12 protein-coding genes and 2 pseudogenes are annotated in these 17,336 nt (G+C 57.4%); 1 reads left to right on the top strand and 13 read right to left on the bottom strand.

What is annotated here, in order from left to right; genetic code table 11:
* Positions 1–174 precede the first annotated feature (174 nt).
* The 8 genes and pseudogenes from HNO79_RS15800 to HNO79_RS15765 form a co-directional block, all read right to left on the bottom strand.
* A pseudogene (locus tag HNO79_RS15800) lies at positions 175–357 on the bottom strand (DUF736 family protein); the annotation flags it as partial.
* An 86-nt stretch (positions 358–443) separates the two neighbouring features.
* On the bottom strand, positions 444–590 hold the full coding sequence (locus HNO79_RS15795) for a hypothetical protein (protein WP_244987584.1): 147 nt from the start codon (positions 588–590) through the stop codon (positions 444–446).
* 241 nt (positions 591–831) lie between these two features.
* A complete protein-coding gene (locus tag HNO79_RS15790) occupies positions 832–1,047 on the bottom strand; it encodes a hypothetical protein (protein ID WP_214165887.1) in 216 nt (71 codons plus the stop codon).
* Positions 1,048–1,112: 65 nt separating this feature from the next.
* On the bottom strand, positions 1,113–2,048 hold the full coding sequence (locus HNO79_RS15785; RefSeq protein ID WP_214165886.1) for a DUF2493 domain-containing protein: 936 nt from the start codon (positions 2,046–2,048) through the stop codon (positions 1,113–1,115).
* A 314-nt stretch (positions 2,049–2,362) separates the two neighbouring features.
* Positions 2,363–3,424, bottom strand: coding sequence for a DUF7146 domain-containing protein (locus tag HNO79_RS15780; protein ID WP_214165885.1), 1,062 nt, complete (start codon positions 3,422–3,424; stop codon positions 2,363–2,365).
* On the bottom strand, positions 3,411–3,851 hold the full coding sequence (locus HNO79_RS15775; RefSeq protein WP_153469102.1) for a hypothetical protein: 441 nt from the start codon (positions 3,849–3,851) through the stop codon (positions 3,411–3,413). The genes HNO79_RS15780 and HNO79_RS15775 overlap by 14 nt, the downstream gene beginning before the upstream one ends.
* 83 nt (positions 3,852–3,934) lie before the next feature.
* Positions 3,935–5,137, bottom strand: a complete 1,203-nt coding sequence (locus HNO79_RS15770; protein WP_214165884.1) for a DUF932 domain-containing protein — start codon at positions 5,135–5,137, stop codon at positions 3,935–3,937.
* 138 nt (positions 5,138–5,275) lie between these two features.
* A complete protein-coding gene (locus HNO79_RS15765; RefSeq protein WP_214165883.1) occupies positions 5,276–7,354 on the bottom strand; it encodes a ParB/RepB/Spo0J family partition protein in 2,079 nt (692 codons plus the stop codon).
* A gap of 301 nt (positions 7,355–7,655) precedes the next feature.
* On the opposite strand from HNO79_RS15765, the gene HNO79_RS15760 reads away from it, so the two are divergent.
* Positions 7,656–9,695, top strand: coding sequence for a hypothetical protein (locus HNO79_RS15760; RefSeq protein ID WP_214165882.1), 2,040 nt, complete (start codon positions 7,656–7,658; stop codon positions 9,693–9,695).
* A gap of 284 nt (positions 9,696–9,979) precedes the next feature.
* On the opposite strand, the gene HNO79_RS15755 is transcribed toward HNO79_RS15760, so the two are convergent.
* The 5 genes and pseudogenes from HNO79_RS15755 to recD2 form a co-directional block, all read right to left on the bottom strand.
* Positions 9,980–11,443 carry a PIN domain-containing protein gene (locus tag HNO79_RS15755; RefSeq protein WP_214165881.1) on the bottom strand — a complete coding sequence of 488 codons (1,464 nt, stop codon included), beginning with the start codon at positions 11,441–11,443 and terminating at the stop codon, positions 9,980–9,982.
* Between the two features lie 309 nt (positions 11,444–11,752).
* Entirely contained in the window at positions 11,753–13,462 is a 1,710-nt protein-coding gene (locus tag HNO79_RS15750; RefSeq protein WP_214165880.1) for a DUF2326 domain-containing protein, read from the bottom strand.
* Positions 13,452–13,694 carry a hypothetical protein gene (locus tag HNO79_RS15745; protein ID WP_214165879.1) on the bottom strand — a complete coding sequence of 81 codons (243 nt, stop codon included), beginning with the start codon at positions 13,692–13,694 and terminating at the stop codon, positions 13,452–13,454. Before HNO79_RS15745 ends, HNO79_RS15750 begins: the two co-directional genes overlap by 11 nt.
* Positions 13,687–14,658, bottom strand: coding sequence for an SMEK domain-containing protein (locus HNO79_RS15740; protein WP_214165878.1), 972 nt, complete (start codon positions 14,656–14,658; stop codon positions 13,687–13,689). Before HNO79_RS15740 ends, HNO79_RS15745 begins: the two co-directional genes overlap by 8 nt.
* A gap of 246 nt (positions 14,659–14,904) precedes the next feature.
* Positions 14,905–17,083, bottom strand: a pseudogene (recD2, locus tag HNO79_RS15735) (SF1B family DNA helicase RecD2).
* Positions 17,084–17,336: the final 253 nt, after the last annotated feature.

Genomic DNA, 17,336 nt, shown 5'->3' with positions numbered 1-17,336 from the left:
GCCGGTCTACGCGAGCCTCGTGCAGGGCGACAACGGCGAGCACAAGCTCATCTGGTCGCGCTGACCACCTCCCGGCGCCCCGTCCAACGCGGGGCGCCGGTCTCTCACCACCCCGATATTATGCGGAGCAGAAACCAGTCCAAACCCGCAAAAAACCACCATCCCGGATCACCCGCTCCGCATAATCCCGGACTCCACATAATCAATCCTGCCCAGATAGACGCGGTAGTTGGGGGCGTTGTCGTTGGGACGGTTGGTCTCGGCCACCAGGCGGACGTTGCGGGCCTGCAGGGCCAGGGTGACGATTTCGCCTTCGAAGCCTTCGCCCACCTTCTTGAAGGAACCGATGTTAGCCATTGTCGTATCTCCATGCTGTTATCGGGCCGCGACCACCGTGGCCTCGATGGCGATCGACCAGCCGGAGGCGAGCGGCAGAGCACCCTTCAGGGCCGCAGCGCAGCGGAGGACGGCAGGGCCGGAACTTTCTTGTTCGCGAGGAATGACGGCGCAGCCGTCAGGGGAAGAAAGTTCCGGACCGCCGTTGCGGCCAGCCGATCGAGGCGCAGCCGGTCTTCGGCTAGATCAGCCATCCGACAGAGGCCATGGTGTGCGGACCCGACAGCCCCAAGGTGATACGATGTCGGTATGACCGGTCCATAAGAGTGGGACGATGCGATCTGGCGCGAAACTGTCACCCTGCCACTGTGGGAAACTGGCTCCGTCCGGTGGTCGTTTTCACCGCCCCTGACTTTACGCCCCCTTTCCTCGCTCATGGGCAGGGTTGCGTCGTGCTGCGTCACATGACCCCGCTCCCGGCATAGGCGCATCCCGTCAAAGCGGGCCGGATGATCCCTCGTTCGCTGCCTGCCGTCCCGGCCCTTTCGCCGATGGGGATGCCATGGGCTTTTCATCCATGGACCGTCCCCGCAGGCGCACGGGGCTGCCATCGAACTCCGTCCCGCCGGTTCTCCGGGCGGGGCCTTCCGGGTGACAGGCGAACGTGCTTCCCGCCACCAGACGCGCAGGGTCTGGGGAGCCCGACGTCATTGCGGCTCAGGCGTCAGGCACCATGTGTCATGGCCGCCTCCATGAAACAGTCATGGGAATGGCGCTCACGCGCCACCCCCTTTCTGGAACTTCCACACGGGAATGCCCATCTGTTTGGCCTTGTCGGCCAGATTGTCCTGAATACCGGAACCTGGGAACACCATGACCCCGATGGGCAGGACTTTCAGCAGGGCGTCGTTGCGCCGGAACGGGGCCGCCTTGCCATGCCGGTTCCAGTCTGGCTTGAAGGCGATCTGTGGAATTTCGCGATGATCGGCCCAGCGGGAGGCGATGAATTCCGCCCCCTTGGGTGAGCCGCCGTGCAGCAGCACCATATCGGGATGCTTCTCACGCACCTTGTCCAGACGGTTCCAGATCAGGTGATGGTCCTCGTAGTCGAGCCCGCCGGTGACCGCGATCTTGGGGCCGGTCGGCACCAGCAGGTCGGTCTCGGCCTTGCGGCGCGCGTTGAGGAAATCACGGCTGTCGATCATGGAGGCCGTCAGGGTGCTGCGGCTGACCAGCGAGCCGGAACGTGGCCGCCAGGGCGACATCGTCAGGCGTTCGAACTGGTCGCAGGCCAGGTCGCGAAAGATCTCGCAGGCGTTGCGTCGTTCCAGCAGGGTCAACCCCTCGGCAATGAGGCGTTCCAGTTCCACGGAGCGGATCTCGCTGCCATCCTGTTCCTGCTGGCTGCGTTTCTGCGCCACCTCGTTGCGGTCAAGATCACGCTCCACCTGCCCGACCATGCGGTGAAAGACATTGACCGTGGACCAGAGCAGCGGTTCGAGATCGGGTTCCAGCCGCGTGTCGGTCAACGTGGCGGACAGGGCATCGAAGATGTCAGCGACCGCGCCCTCGATCTGGCTGGCGTCGGGCAGAGGCCTCGGGTCCGGCTCGTCCTCGAAAGGACGGTGGCCGTAAAGCTGGAGTTCCGCCAGCACGTGGGCGGCGGAAGATGTGGCGTGCGCGGGTTCGAAATCGTCCTGTGTGCGGGTCATGGGTCTGTCCTCCGGTTCTGGCCGCGCCCCTCGCGGCCTTTCCGGGGGCGGATAGCGGCAGACGAGGGCCGGGCCGGAACCGCGCAACGCGCGGCCGCAGCGCAGCGGAGGATGGCAGGGAGACGGCTATTTTGCTTCGCGATGCAAAGCGCGGCACGCGCGGCGGAAAATAGCCGTCTCCGCCATTGCAGGCCCGGTCTGGCTGACGCCCGCTCCCCTTCCAGAAAGGCTGCGGGCGCGCCTCATCCGGATACAGGACAACCCCGCACCACACCGGAAAGAAGCTGACCCTTACCCCCCCTTTCCGGCCCGCCTCAGTGCGTGACCGGATGCAGGAACCGCGCCACGTCCTGCGGGGCAAGCTGGGGATGCAGGATCGCCCGCATCGCCCCACGCCCGAGGTAGCGGAGATCATCGTTGAAATCCGCCAGACGCGGTGACAGCACGAGGCACTCGATCCCGGCCTCCTGCGTCCGGTCCTGCAGGGTCGCCACCGCATGGTCTCCGGCCGGGTCGTCATCGCGCAGCACGTAGAGGCGGCGCAGCGCAGGTGGAAACACCATGGCGGCGAGATGCGCCGAGGACAGGCAGGCGGCCAGAGGCAGATCGGGCATGACCTCATGGAGCGACAGCACCGTCTCGATCCCCTCGCCTGCCGCCAGAACGTCAGAGGCTGCGCCAAAACGCACGGCATGGCCGAGCAGGTCACCCATCGCCCGACGGGGCATGGCGACGGGTGCCTTGCCCTTTCCGTCCCGCGCCAGCCAGGTGCGATGGACGCCGGTAACGCTGCCAGCAAGGTCGGTCACGGCTGCAATCAGCGCGGGCCAGGTCTCGGTCGGGCTGTCGGCATCGGCGCGATAATAGCAGTCGAGGTGGAAACGCAACGCGGCCAGCCCTGAGCGATTGGCCAGATCGCGGCTTCGCAGATAGACGTCTGCAATGCCCGACAGAGGTCGGCTGGCATCCCACAGACGGCGTGCAGCGTCCGTACTTGTGCCGCCCGTCTCTGCTCGCCGCGATGGGACCGTCCGCAGGCAATCCCCCGCCCGGTCAGGTTCGGGATGCGGTAACGCCAAAAAGCTGCGCGCCTCGTCGGCGACATCACGAAAATCGGCGAGACCAAGGGCTTCACGGATCAGATCGAGCAGATCGCCGAATTCACCCGTGCTGGCATCGGTCCAGCGACCAGCCGCGCCCCGCCCTTCCGAGGGACCATGCAGGCGGACATAGAGCGACCGTCCGGGTGTATTGCGCACGTCGCCGACCAGCCAGTAATTACCATGCCGCCGCCCGGCCGACAGGTAATGACGGCACACCGCCTCTGCGTTTTCCGCCAGACGACGCGCGAGATCGCCCGCATTATGCAAGGTCATCGCCCTGCCCTCCTGTGTCGGGATCGCCTCCGTCCAGGGCGATCGCCAGCCAGCGATCGGTGGTCATCCATGAAATCGTCCTGCGCCGGCCAAGGTCAAGCAGATGCGCGCCACCGCTGAAGGCCCCGATCCGGGGACGCGAGGCCGTATTGGCCCACTGGAATCCCCATCGGCCCCGCAACCGGAATGTTCGCGCACAGCGTAGCACGAATTCCACGACCTGATGCGGATCGCCGGTCACCTCATCGTGCATCCAGAGTTTCGTGCCCCCATATTCCGGCACGATCGACAGAATAAAACCGTCAGATGGCGGATCTTCCGCCGCCAGTTCGTCCATGAATTCATTGTAGAGGTCGAGCGCCTTTGCGGCATTGTCCACTGTGCCCACATCAAGCACGCAGGAAAAATGCGTGAAGAAATCAGCCATCGGAAGAACTCCCGAAACGAAAAAGCCCGGCACAGTGGCCGGGCTCGTAAAAACGTCTTTACGGAAAAGCGTGCAGTCGTCTTTCAGGAAGCACGCTCCATCAGCCTGCGGGCCTTCTCCTCCAGATCCAGCCGCGTGTCCTGGTTGGTCTTCGTTCGCGCCAGCGCCGTGATCCCCTGCACGAAATCGAACACGCTCTCGGGCTTGCGTCCCTCCTCGTTCAACACGGTTTCAATGATCCTGGTGGTTTCCGGTTTCGAGAACCCGCGACGACGCAGGAAACTTTCCCGATCGTCATCGGTTCTGGCCACCAGCGCCTTGCGCGAGGCCTGAATGCCAGAGACGAACGACGCCGGGCTGGCCGTGGCGAAATTCCGGAGCGCCGGTGTGACCTGATGCACGAAACGGGAAGCAGCAAACTTGCTGTGCCGGATCGTGATCTGTTCGAAATTTTCGATGCCCCACAAAAGGCGGTTTTGACACACTCCGCGCAGGTAAAACGACGCAATACCGAGACTTTTACTGCCGACTTCCGAATTCCAGGCGTAGAAACCCCGAAAATAGAGATCGGGATCGCCATTGGGCAGGCGTCCCGCCTCAATCGGATGCGTATCATCCACGAGGAATAAAAAAACGTCCCTGTCTGACGCGTAGAGCGTCGTGGTTTCCTTGGTGATATCGACATAGGGGTTATGGGTCATGGTGGCCCAGTCGATGACACCGGGCACCTTCCAGTTGGTATCGCCAGTGCCATCGCCAGCGATCTTCCGCACGGCGCCGACCAGCTCATGGTCCCAGATGCGGCCGTAATCCGGCCCCGTGACGGCGCGCAGTTCCACGCGCCCGTCTTCCGTCTCCAGCGTTTTGACCAGTTCGGCGCGGTGTGACAGCAGCCCATGCTGCAGGTTGATCGCCGCCAGCGGAGCCGGAAGGTTTCGAAGATACGAGGATGGCGCGCCGACCAGGCTGCACATCTGGCCAAAGGACCAGTGTGTGGGCGCGATCGGGTCATTCTGCCCCGGCACGGTCAAAGTCAGGCGCTCGGCATTGTCGCGGGACGCCTCGACGCGGATGGCGCGGCTTTCCACCGTGCGAGCGGTGGCCCGATCCGCCCGCGCCAGGGTCGCGGCATGCAGGTCGGACAGAGACAGGTAGCGCTCATCATCCGGACGCGAGAACCATTCGGACGAGACGCGGGCATTGCGCTCGCCACGGGAGGGATCAATCCAGAAGCCGCCGGACGCGGCGCCACGGGACGCAGGGGGCAGGATGGTGGTCGTGGTCATGGAAAACTCTCCTCTGATGCCGGTTATTCGGCACCAAAGGCGAAGCCGACCTCTCCCTCTTTCCGGGGGGTCGGACATGAAAAAAGCGGCTTCCGGGCACCGGAAGCCGCTGTCTCAAAGTTCCTGACCTCATAAGGGTTATTCGGCAGCGATGGCCTCCATATCCTCGCCTGCCGTCACTGTTTCAACCTGTGCCTGATGTACCAGCCCCGCGGTCCGCAGCGCCTCGGGCAGCCAGCCCGAACCATCAAGCAACCACTCGGCCTCGCGGGCCATGTCAGGCTTCTTCAGGTGGGCGATGCGCTCGGCCGCCTCATCGCCGCGCGCTTCCTGCACGGCCTGCAGGATATGGGCCTTGGTCACCCGGCCGAGATAGTTCTCGACCGTGGGCTGCCAGCCTGCCTCGACCAGATCGAGGCTGAGGGCCGACGCCAGTCGATCGGCCCGTTTAAGGCGTTCGGTCACGCTGCGCTGGGACACCGCGCCATAGGCGGGCATGCGCTCGTAGAGTGCGTTGACCCCGAAGGACAGGCAATGGGCCAGTAATGCCATGCGACTGGCGTCGTCCAGCCCGTCGATCCAGCGCCACAGCGCATCCTCGTCATCGGGCAGATCGTGCTTCCAGCCTTCGTTGCGCTGGCGCAGCGCGTGGGCTGGCACGCTGCCCGGCATGTCGGGCGAATGGACCGGCAGGGAGATTTCGCGGACATAGGCTTCCAGGCAGTCCGCACCCGGTGTCTGCCAGTAAACATCACGCACCAGCGTGTGCAGCAGTTCGGTCAGGGCAATGTGCGGGTTGCTGGCAAAGGCATCCCGCAGGGCCAGCGTGCGCCAGGCCGTCAGTTCGGTGAGTAACCGGTCAGGCAGCGGTTTGATGCCGTCTTCTTCCTCGGGTTCCACGTCGGGAACGATGTTGTCGCCCTCTCCCTCCTGATAACCACGGCCTGTGCTATCGTGGTCCTGCCCATCATATGCAGGGCGATCGTATTGATCGGCGTTGTCCGCATCATCGGTCTCGTCCGGCTCAGCTGGCATGTCCTCTGGTAATACGAACCCCCGCTCCACCTGCAGCGTGCCATCGCTGGCAAGGCTGACGAACGCGCCGGCCCGCACCACGTCAGCAGGGTCGAACGCCAGAGGCCGTTCTTCCAGGGCAAGAATGGCCTGCTCGATCTCGCCCAGCCGTGCATCGACCTCATCGGGATATTCATCGGCCTGAGCGTATTCAGCCTCGATGGTTTCCTGCTCGGCGCGCAGGGCTTCGAGACGGGCCGTCTCTTCATCGGTCAGGGGCATTTCCGTGCCGTCGATCTCAGCGAACTGCCGGGTATGCCCCCATGGGAATGACAGGGCCGTCTCGACCCATTTCCAGCCCTCGGCGCGGATATCTTCTGCGGCTGCGTGCAGCTTTTCCGTGACCAGCCGGTCCAGAATAGCCGGATCCTGCAGCCAGCCGCCGTCATCGGCCTCGAACAGGTCGCGCATGATAGGACCACCGGCCGCGAGATAAGCATCCAGCCCCACAAAACGGGCGCGCGCGTCCGAAGCCCGCACGGTCTTTTCCGTCAGCATGCGACGGATGACGTAGGGTTCGCGGTTATGGCTCTGGGACACGATGTCCCAGACCTGTTCCTGGCGGGCATGATCATCGCTGATGGAAAAGGCCATCAGCTGTTCCAGCTTCATGCCATCCTGTTCGTAGATATCGAGCAGTTTGTCGGACACCGTCATCAGCCGCAGGCGCTGTTTGACCACGGCCGGTGCGACAAAGAACGCGGCAGCGATTTCTTCCTCGGACATGCCTTTCTCCAGCATGTCGCGAAAGGCCCGAAACTGGTCCAGCGGATGCAGGGCCACCCGCTGCACGTTCTCGGCCAGGGAATCTTCCTCGGCAAGAATGGCCGATCCGGCCTCGCGCACGACGCAGGGCACCGGGGCGGTCTTCGCCAGTTTCTTCTGCTTCACCAGCAGTTCAAGGGCGCGAAAACGTCGCCCACCGGCTGGCACTTCATAACTACCGGTTTCGACACCAGCATCATCAAGGATGGGGCGGACATTCAGGCTCTGCAGCAGACCCCGGCGCTCGATGTCGCGGGCCAGTTCCTCAATCGACAGGCCGGACTTCACACGCCGCACGTTGGACTGGGACAGCACCAGCCGGTTGAACGGGATATCGCGGGACGAACTCAGGGTGATTTTGGGAATAGCGGTCGCCATGGCGGAAAACTCCATGACGGGCGGACAGGAGCCTCTCTCCCACCCTCTCAACCCGTCACGAAAATCCGCGCAGCCCTCTGACTCTAAAGGCTATACCCGAGCCAGCACACTCTTCCCTTTCCCGGCAGAAAAATGTCGGCAATGGGGGGGAGTGCGGACTGGCAGGTTTCGGGAAGCCACGCCGAAACAGCTGCCGTTCACCTGATCACCGAACTGTGGCAGTGATAGATTTTTTGAATGCTCTCGCGTCCAGATCACTCCTAATACCAAAAGCGCGGAGATCCTGTGAATAAAGGCTACGATGATGATCAATAGCAATCTGTTCCCACAATGGATGCCTGCGTGGCTTTCGGAATCTGGCACGGATGAACTCGCGCAGGAGATAACTGAATATGTGAACCAGCGCCTTCAGTCGGCCCCGGTTCAGAACGAGGGGCGAGCCGCCAGTGAGGAGATGCCGTTGGTTGCCCTCGCCAGTCGAAACTGGGCAAATGGCACGCCGCCTGCCGAAATCGATAAACGTTCGCAGATCGCAGAAATAATTTGGGCAAACGTCAAAACCTACGCGTCGGGGTGCGGCTGGAAGCGTTGGTTACTTTTGGAGGCGGCCCTGCAGGATGGCATGCAGACAGGAGATCTTCTTTTCACAGCCTCCGTGCTCCGGACTATGCTTGAAGAACTCAGTTGGCTGCACGCTCTTGATCTTGATCAGTGTGAGGTGCGCACGTTAGCGGTCTCAGTTAACGAGGCGGACAGTATTCGCATCAAGTATTTCATGCTGGCGACGCAATTGATGATGGGTAAATTTAGCAGAGAGAGCATTCTTTCCGGTAATGATTTTCCAGAATCACCATTCGACTTGCTCGGAGATCGTGCACTAAAGGCCAAGCGCGCTCTCAATACTTACGTCCACCCTAATTATGGTAGTCACATTGCCGCTCTTTATCCGGAAGGGCAGGAAGCTGCGCATGTGATTCTGGAGGCGACGGCTGCCATGTACGAGAGTTTCTATGCCCTTCGGCACACATGTATTGCAGCGCCAGCTGCATCTTTCTCTGAGAGCATATTAGATTGCAAAGGTTTACTGGATCAGTTCGAGCATTGCGGCCTTGCGGACGCAATGCATGCGCTCAATACCATTTCCCCCGTTAACCCTATTAAAACGAAAGAGTTGCTCGAGAGCCTTCGTCACGAATCCTTTGTGTGCGATCTGTCCGATCCCATGCTCACCGAACTTCTCTCCGACTTGCCGCGTGAGCCGGATATGACAGGCGGAATCCAAGGTTTCCGCATCTGGGCAGGTGCCAGTTCAACAGATGTTCTATCGATGGCAGTGGCCCGCCGATCAGAGCAAGTACTCAATGATAGGTTCCCAGCGGGCATGCCTAAACGGTCTGATGAGAGTGGCTGGTTGGCTTTCAATCTCGCATCCCTCGAACTTGCGATCACTGCTGCTGGCCTAAAGCAGTGTGCGTTCCGAACTCAGGTTATAAGACAGCTCATTAAGGGCAATCCGATGGGCATCTGGCTTGCTGCACGCGGAATGATCGAAAATCACGCAGTCATGTTGTGGCTTCCGAAGGTCTTATCTGAGACCATGGATATTATGGCGCGGGACGCCGTAGCCGGACCACACCTATCCAAAGTGGCGGATAAATTGGCCCGCGCCTTGGCCGATTTTCTAACGACGGGTGCTGCACAAAGCAGCGCAGCCAGGTCGTGGCCGTTGGATCCGGTCACTGGTCGTCCCCGTGCGCGGATATCGCTTTCTACCGTTGTTAACAAAGCATTTTCCGACGACGATTTCTGGCTAACACAGTACGATTTCGGTTCAGCTGTTATGCATGGGCGTGCTTATCGAAACAGTACAATCGCGAATGACCTAGATGATATTATTCAGGGGGCTCGCGCACAGGGCTTGCTTATATTGGATAAGCTGATCGTGGAGGAAAGTCAAACAGCGGCGATGGCTGCTATGCAGGCAATGCGATTGCGACATGGTGCCGAGCTTGATCCGATCGCTTCTGCCGTGGGCAACTCGCGTTGGTCCTGGGGATGGGATAGCTGCAAGCTTGTTGCAGGAAAAGATTATACAGGTTCGGGTACAATGGATGAACCCTACATCATAGCCCCCCATGTCGGCTTTCATGTCGGAAGCAGAGCTTTGGCCGCGCAGGATTTAGATTCAGAAGTGCTCAAAGTGTTCAATGCGTCTCGCTCGGAAGGTTATATGCTCGAGCGCAGCCCAAACGGGCTTTTATGCGATGTTTGGAGATGGGCAGGTCGAGAGTGCTGGATCGAACTACCGCCGCGCCAAACCTCGAGCGAAGAAAACTCGTAGGTTCGAGCATATAAAACAGTATTACAAAGAAAAATAATTTCCATTAGTGATACCTGCTTGGCACTCGCAGCTGGCAGGCAGATGGAGGGTTCGAAAAACCCTCATTTCAGGTTTTGTGCCCGCAGCGATATCAACGGGTTATGATTCCACTTCGAGCCTAAAAAGGGGGTTTTTCGAACCCTCCAGATTTATATCGGGGATATCTATAATAAAATAAGTATGAAAAGAGTCTAAACCCCGTCACCTCTAATTATTTAATTTAAATAAATCATTAATCGGAAATTTTATACCTTTTCTTTAACTTTTATAAAATCCTGTTGTTCTAAAAAATCCTCCAAAACAGCCAGAGGCGACGAGAAGGTTGTTTGAAGCGTTATGGGAAAGGTCTCGGTGACCGAACGGCCAAGGTTGGAAGCACTAACTTCAACTTCCAGTGCGCCAGTTAATATAGCTTCATCAGAGTCACAAAATATAAACAAATCAAATTGTTCCTGAGTGCTACCATGTCTGAAACGCTGGCATACTAGTTCGAAATTTTTAACAGGTTGATCAGGTTCACTGGGTTCAAAGTACCAATCTTCGGCATTCTCCTGCGATTTAATGTTTGTATAGAGATGTGATTTAAATAGATCTATTTCAAAAGGGCTGTTTACGTACCCTTTAAACTCTGCAACCGGGTTACCGTTTTGCAACCAATGGCCACGAGGAGGCTTTGGAACGGACGGAAGCTCCGGGAAAGTTGGAATATATTCGTCATTACGAGCAGGAGCTAGCTCAAAAGATCCGCGGGCGACAAATCGAATACGCACGTTTTCCGCAGGTCGATACCCTACATTACCTAAGTTTATGGTTATTTTATCGGGATGGCTACATTTATTCATAGTTTTAGGAAGATCAATAAGATATTTTAAAACATTTTCTATCCATTTCGGGTAAGTTATAGATTTATATTCCTCAAGATCACGTTCGGTCGGAGGAATAAAAATCATGTCTTTTTGAGCGCTAACAAAGTCGAACCCCCGGCCTTTGCGGTAAACCGGAAACGCTTCAGCGATTTTATCTAATGTCACTCTGTCGCGTAAGGCATCGCGTAACAAATTGATTTCCTCGCGCGATGGAGGACGGAAAGCTGTGCGTGAAAGAGTAATTCTACGATTAATCACGCCATCCGCGTGCAACGAAATAACAGGATGTGTCGCCTGTAAAGCATTGATCTCTGCTTGTAATCGATTAATTTCTTTTTGCTGATCGTCGACTTCGGCCTGGCGTTTCCAAGATGACGGAATAAAGTTAAAAGGAATACTCAGGGCTTTCGATTTTGCAATTGGTCTCGTATCATCACTTAATATGCGGATATCCTTCCCCGGATTTTCTCGCGTCAAAGCGAGCGCCACTCCGACAATTCTGTCATCATCCACGGCTAGGTCGAGCACGTTCGGATGACTAAGAGATGGTGTCTGTGCCGACACACGCATCATCACACGTGGAGTATTTTGGCGAAAGACATGTTCATCGGCGCTAGATTGCAGCATTGCCCGGACCCAAGCTATTGCTTCGACCGCCCGCCTCTTAATACGGGGACGCGGATCTTTTTTTTGACGATCAAGTTCGCTCAAGACGGGGTCGGTAACAATGAGTTCAATGGTATTAAAGTCACCAATCTCGCCCCAAGGAAAATCTTCAGCACTGAGACTTTGGCACTCGTGGAATAAATTCGTATCCACAATGAATATAACATTCCCGCCCACGACAATATTCCTTTTCAAACCGGTCGACCATGACTTCAGGGACCCGGTTACGTTACCAGAAACAAAATCAAATTAAATATCAGCATACCATTTGTATGTTTGTCTTATTATTCATAATAACATGGACAATCCTTAGGTTGTTTTTTATTTCAACACGACGGAAGACTTATGTACTAATCATGTCTGCTATCGGGAATATACACCGCCGCGCCCTATATCGTATATGAGGGCGGAACCGGTCGTTATAAATGCAATCGAGCAGCCAGACACGGCTGTGCGCCCCGCTTTCGGACCTATAGCCTCACGCACTCAACCCAACTCTTGATAATGGGATTTCAAGAAACGCTGGCTTTTTGTGAATGTCGCCACCACGCTCTGTTCTAGCTCGTAGAACCAAGGCTCGTCACGACAATGATCGAGACGGTCGACATTAAGCGTGAGAATGTACTGCTGCTCATCGTCCCAAGGCGCCCGAGTAAGAACGTATTCCAGACTGCGCCGCAGTGTGTCATCATCGACATCGAAGATGTTGTCATGAACAAGCAGGCCGGGATGACGAGCGCGCGTGTAATCATTCAACATCAGAGCTATGTCGTAGATAAAAACCTTCTCCCGCTCGACGCTGTGGCTCCCATCATCGTCGATCCGCAGTACGATCTCAACAACTTGTTTCTTGTTAGTAACCCGAACCTCGAAAGACGCTTTTTTGCTCCCCTGAATGAACTGGTGGATAGAGAGGATCGTCTTCTCGAATGATCGTAGCCCTTCCGCTGCTGTAGATACACTGGCCTGCAGGAGTAGGCGCTCTGCCTCGATCTCGCTCTTTTTCGTTTGGCGGTCGATGATTAGTTGATCGTAACGACCAAAGAAGCTCTTAAGTTGACCGAGTTCATCACTCTTCGCTTGAAATGACGCATAGGTCTGACGAAGGTTCCTTAGTTCGCCATCCTGATTCAGTACACCTAAGAGTTTGGCATATTGGCGATCAAGCTGCGATAATTGCTTGTTGATCTCGCGAAGCTCGACATCAAGGACTCTGGTTTTTTCTTCTAAAAGGTGCCGTTGAAATTGCTCGATCTTGGCCTTGAACGTGAGCACTTCTCGCAACTCGCGGACAATGTTGGTGCCTAGACCGGCTTTGAGCTGATCGTAGAAATCTTGAATTTCATCCGTGGGTATTTCAGGTTCGACCGCAATGGGTGCTAAGCTCGCTATGCGTCGGACAAGCACCTCCTTCCGCAGTCGGAGATCATCCATCTGATCCTCGATCCTAAGGATGTCATCTTTGACGATGTCATACGCAGGTATATTCTCCAGCGAGTCGATACCCTCGCGGATTTTCTCCACTTCCTCGTCCAACGCATTCAGATCAGATCGCGCATCGCCAAAGCTCTTTTGACGAATAAGTTTGACGCTATCTTTGATTCTTTGTTCCTCGGCAGTGATTTGCTCGAGCTCGCGCTGGATCTCCTTGATGCCGCGATATATCGTCAAATCGATACCTAGCAGCATTAGGTGTGGCGAGTAGTTGTCTGGTATACGGGCTTTTGTATCGAAGCACGCAACCAACGATTTGAATTCTGAGCGCTCATCCCGGATCAGTGGCCCTAGGATTTCCCGAAATCCAATCTGAACTGTGCGTCTGCGAAAGAGAATTCCAGTCAGATAGTCAGTGGCATCCTCTATCTTCGCATAAATTGTTTCGCGACCGTGAGCGATAATGCGAGGGCGCTCTGCTTCCGCAATCGATCTCCGGATTGTGATGGTCTCATCGCCGATAACTAAGTCGACGCAAATGAACGTTGACGGATCAAGATTTTCTTTGGGGATCTTTGCGACTCTGCTCTCCGACTTCCTCTTCAACAAGGCGAAGTTAAGAAACTCGATGCACAAAGACTTCCCGACGCCATTATTTTTGGAACTCGTTTCATCGCTTTCCCCGAGAATGATATTCACCCCAGGTTCAAAATTGACCTCTGTAATGATCTCCGGATCCGTATAAAGCCGTTTAATCCGCATTGGACGCTACCAGATAAGGCTCTTGAAATTCTATCAAGCCAACCGCGTATAGAAACGTAATCCCGTAGACGAACGAATTTGGCGAAAACCACGGCTTCTGCTTGAATTGTTCAACCACGTCAAAAATGCTCACGCGATCCTTGCCGCTCGCTTTAATAAAGCGAGCGATTTCGAAACCTACGATAGCTGGCGATTTTGCCAACGCCTCGTCCTTCAGGAAGATATTAGGCATTTACCGCAGCCTTGTTAGGAAAAACATTGCAGGCGATTAGCTGGTCAATCAAATAATAGCGCACAGCGCCTTCGTCGAAATCTGTCTCCCCTGCCCCCATCATGGCCATTACACGATCGCATAATGCCTGCAGCGCTGCCTTCGGATCTCCCTTGAATTCTCTCAGAACCCGATCGCTCCAATTCCACAGATAAACCTGAAGTTTACGGATACGGACATGACCCAAGTCAGTATGAGCCTCAACCTCCTTCAGAGCCCGTCCGTAGATTTCAAAAAGTTTCACATATTCTTTCTGGAGAAATTCCGCGTGGTCAGCAAAACGATCACGGATCTTTCCCTCAGGGTCTGGGTCTTCTCGATTATCCCCCGCCAGCATGCCCTCCTCCGAAACGCTCAGTACCTCAATTAGCCGCATAAGTGTGCGAACCTCATTCGATTGGCGGGGCTCCGACAGCCGCAGTTCCTTTCGAAGGAAATCCAGACATGCCTGCAGCTTACCCAAGTCTAGATCGCCGATCATTTTAAGAAGGTCGGTCACGTCCCATATATCATTGGCAACCGATATAGAGAAAACGGCCGGGTCACCGAGGCTCGTTACCCGATAGCTTTTCTTCACTCCAATGATCAAAACGACGAGGCGATCATATTTTCTTTGCAAATTACTTTCTATAAAACCGCTAAAAGTGTGTCTCACCTTCGAAAAATCAGCAGTCGACGTAACCTGAATGGCGATACGGTTAGTCTCGTCACCAAGGTCTATCGCTCGAGCGTTCTTCTCTATAATATTGACGTTGATCAAGCAGTAATCCATCGTCAAATTGAGAAGATCGCGAAAAAAAGCTTCCGCGTGCACGTTCAAGTCCTGAAGATTCAAAGAATTTGACGCCTCAACGGACATGCGTAGGTGCGTCAAGTAGTGCGACACACTCCTCAGCAGCTCGGCCCTCTTCATCTTCTCGCTCATTCCCCAAAATGCGTGTCCGGATTAGCGCACCCGCTTGAGTCTGGCCAACAAAATCGAGCCTTAGGGCCGCTTGAGCGAACGCAGTACGTTGGCTCAGTATAGCAAGCTGCGGTTCTTTGTCCCAAACTCAGTCTATCGCGGTTCGCCTAACAATGTCGGCTTTCGGGAAACCGTCATATCCGCTTGGGTGTCTGAAATGTAGGCGGAAGCCGACATGGAGACACACCCTTCACCCCCACCACTCCATCATGCGACGCTACCGGCCAGCCACTCCCTGAGCTTCGACCACCGTCGCCTGCCACCCTGATTGCGCACGGCGATAGCAAGCGCCTTCTTCTGGCCCACGAGCACGACGAGCTTCCGCCCCCGTGTGACGCCGGTGTAGAGCAGGTTCCGCGCCAGCATGGCGTAATGCTGCGTCACCAGCGGAATCACCACCGCCGGGTATTCCGAGCCCTGGCTCTTGTGAATGGTGGTGGCGTAGGCCAGCACCAGTTCGTCCAACTCGCCGAAGCCATAAACGACATCCCGTCCATCGAATGAGACCGTCAGTTCGCCCTCTTCCACATCGATCCTGCCGATAACGCCGAGGTCTCCATTGAAGACATCCCGGTCATAATCGTTGGCGATCTGCATCACCTTGTCGCCCGGACCATAGGTCCAGCCGAACCGCTCGACCTTCACCTCGTCCGGCGGGTTCAGCGCCTGCTGCAATTCGATATTCAGCGACCGCGCCCCAAGGCCACCCCGGTTCATCGGGCAAAGCACCTGCACGTCGCGAACCGGGTCCAGCCCGAACCGCGCCGGGATGCGATCCCTCACCACGGCCAGCAACTTGCGCAGCCCGACCTCGGGCTCGGCCGCCTCCACGAAGTAGAAATCCGATCCCTCTTCCGCGCTCAGTTCGGGCATCCTGCCCTCGTTGATCCGATGCGCATTGGTGATGATCCGGCTCTGTGCCGCCTGGCGGAACACCTCGGTCAGCCGCACCACAGGGACAGCACCGGAGCCGATGATGTCGGCCAGCACCTGCCCCGGCCCGACCGACGGCAACTGGTCCACGTCGCCCACAATCAGCAGAGCCGCGCTGTCGGGCAAGGCGCGCAGCAGGGAGCGCATCAGCAGCACATCGACCATGCTGGCCTCGTCCACGACCAGAAGATCGCAGGTCAGCGGGTTGGTATCATCCCGCTTGAAGGTGCCACTGGCCGGATCCGTCTCCAGCAGTCGATGGATGGTCTTGCCTTCCAGTCCGGTGCTTTCCGACAGGCGCTTCGCCGCCCGGCCGGTCGGGGCGCAGAGCTGCACGTCCGTGCCCTTGGCGGTCACGATCTTGAGGATGGCGTTGACCAGCGTGGTCTTGCCGACGCCGGGACCACCGGTGATCACCAGCACCTTGCTGCGCAGGGCAAGACGCACTGCTTCCTGCTGGCTGGGCGCGAGCGCAAGCCCGGTCTTCCGTTCCACCCAGGTCATGGCCTTTTCAACGTCGATCTCGGGCCAGGGCGGACGGCCGACGGCACAGGCACGCAATCGCTCGGCGATGCTCTGCTCCGCGCGATAGAGACCCGCCAGGAAGATGCATCCCGTCTCGCCCACGCTGTCGGCAATAACGTCGCCCGCCTCCAGCTCCAACGTGAGAGCCGTCTCGATCAGGGGTGCCGCGACCTCCAGCAGTTCGGCGGTGCTGGTCAGCAGTTCCCCGACCGGCAGGCCACAATGCCCCTCATCCATGGCCTCGCCAAGCGCGTAGGAGATCCCGGCCCGCACCCGGATCATTGCGTCGGGTGCAATCCCCATCTTCCGGGCAATCTGGTCGGCGGTCTTGAAGCCGATCCCCCGGATGTCCTTTGCCAGCCGGTAGGGGTTCTCGCTGATCAGTTGGACCGCATCCTGACCGTAGGTCTTGAAGATACGCACCGCCCGCGAGGTGCCGACGCCGTTGCTGTGCAGGAACAGCATGATCTCCCGGATCACTTTCTGGTCCGCCCAGCCACCGACAATCCGTTCGGCCCGCTTGGGGCCGATGCCCGTCACCTCCCGCAGACGTCCAGGTTCCTGCTCGATCAGGTCGAACACCGCCTCGCCGAACGCTTTCACCAGCTTCTTCGCGTAGACCGGACCGATGCCCCGGATCATGCCGGAGCCAAGATAGCGCTCGATCCCCTCAACCGTGGTCGGCGGACTGGCTTTGAGCAAACTCCGCCTTGAACTGCAACCCGTGGGTGTGGTCGTTGAACCAGCGCCCCGACATCTGCACGAACTCGCCTGCCGAGATCATTGCGGCATGGCCGACAACGGTGACCAGATCGCGCTGCCCCCGCACCTTCACCCGCAGGACGCAGAAGCCGTTCTCGGCGTTGTGGAACGTCACCCGCTCTACGAGGCCGGCCAGCGTCTCGGAGGATGCAGCCGCGCCACTCAACGGGAGGCTCCTGTCGATGCGGAATCGAGAGGGTCGGAAACCATGATCGATCGTAACACAGGATCGTGCTGCCAGCCGTATCGCCGTGCTCCAACACGCCTGACACGTAGTCGTGAAGAGCCCCGATTCAGCCCAAACTACGCTGGGCTTTCACTCCCATCTGCATCCTATACGCATCCTGTGCCGCGTTTCGGGCACAAAAAAAGCCACCCTTATGGGTGGCTTTTCTTCTGTCTTTTCAGACGTTTATTCA

The organism is Komagataeibacter oboediens (genome assembly GCF_018491655.1).
Classification (GTDB): domain Bacteria; phylum Pseudomonadota; class Alphaproteobacteria; order Acetobacterales; family Acetobacteraceae; genus Komagataeibacter; species Komagataeibacter oboediens.
Note: the sequence above shows the minus strand (reverse complement) of the source record. Positions and strands in the feature narration are given on the sequence as shown.

What these genes read in the sequence shown, in the direction of transcription:
- HNO79_RS15795 (WP_244987584.1), bottom strand. Translation starts at nt 590, where the DNA reads ATGGCTGATCTAGCCGAAGACCGGCTGCGCCTCGATCGGCTGGCCGCA.
- HNO79_RS15790 (WP_214165887.1), bottom strand. Translation starts at nt 1,047, where the DNA reads ATGACGTCGGGCTCCCCAGACCCTGCGCGTCTGGTGGCGGGAAGCACG.
- HNO79_RS15785 (WP_214165886.1), bottom strand. Translation starts at nt 2,048, where the DNA reads ATGACCCGCACACAGGACGATTTCGAACCCGCGCACGCCACATCTTCC.
- HNO79_RS15780 (WP_214165885.1), bottom strand. Translation starts at nt 3,424, where the DNA reads ATGACCTTGCATAATGCGGGCGATCTCGCGCGTCGTCTGGCGGAAAAC.
- HNO79_RS15775 (WP_153469102.1), bottom strand. Translation starts at nt 3,851, where the DNA reads ATGGCTGATTTCTTCACGCATTTTTCCTGCGTGCTTGATGTGGGCACA.
- HNO79_RS15770 (WP_214165884.1), bottom strand. Translation starts at nt 5,137, where the DNA reads ATGACCACGACCACCATCCTGCCCCCTGCGTCCCGTGGCGCCGCGTCC.
- HNO79_RS15765 (WP_214165883.1), bottom strand. Translation starts at nt 7,354, where the DNA reads ATGGCGACCGCTATTCCCAAAATCACCCTGAGTTCGTCCCGCGATATC.
- HNO79_RS15760 (WP_214165882.1), top strand. Translation starts at nt 7,656, where the DNA reads ATGATGATCAATAGCAATCTGTTCCCACAATGGATGCCTGCGTGGCTT.
- HNO79_RS15750 (WP_214165880.1), bottom strand. Translation starts at nt 13,462, where the DNA reads ATGCGGATTAAACGGCTTTATACGGATCCGGAGATCATTACAGAGGTC.
- HNO79_RS15745 (WP_214165879.1), bottom strand. Translation starts at nt 13,694, where the DNA reads ATGCCTAATATCTTCCTGAAGGACGAGGCGTTGGCAAAATCGCCAGCT.
- HNO79_RS15740 (WP_214165878.1), bottom strand. Translation starts at nt 14,658, where the DNA reads ATGAGCGAGAAGATGAAGAGGGCCGAGCTGCTGAGGAGTGTGTCGCAC.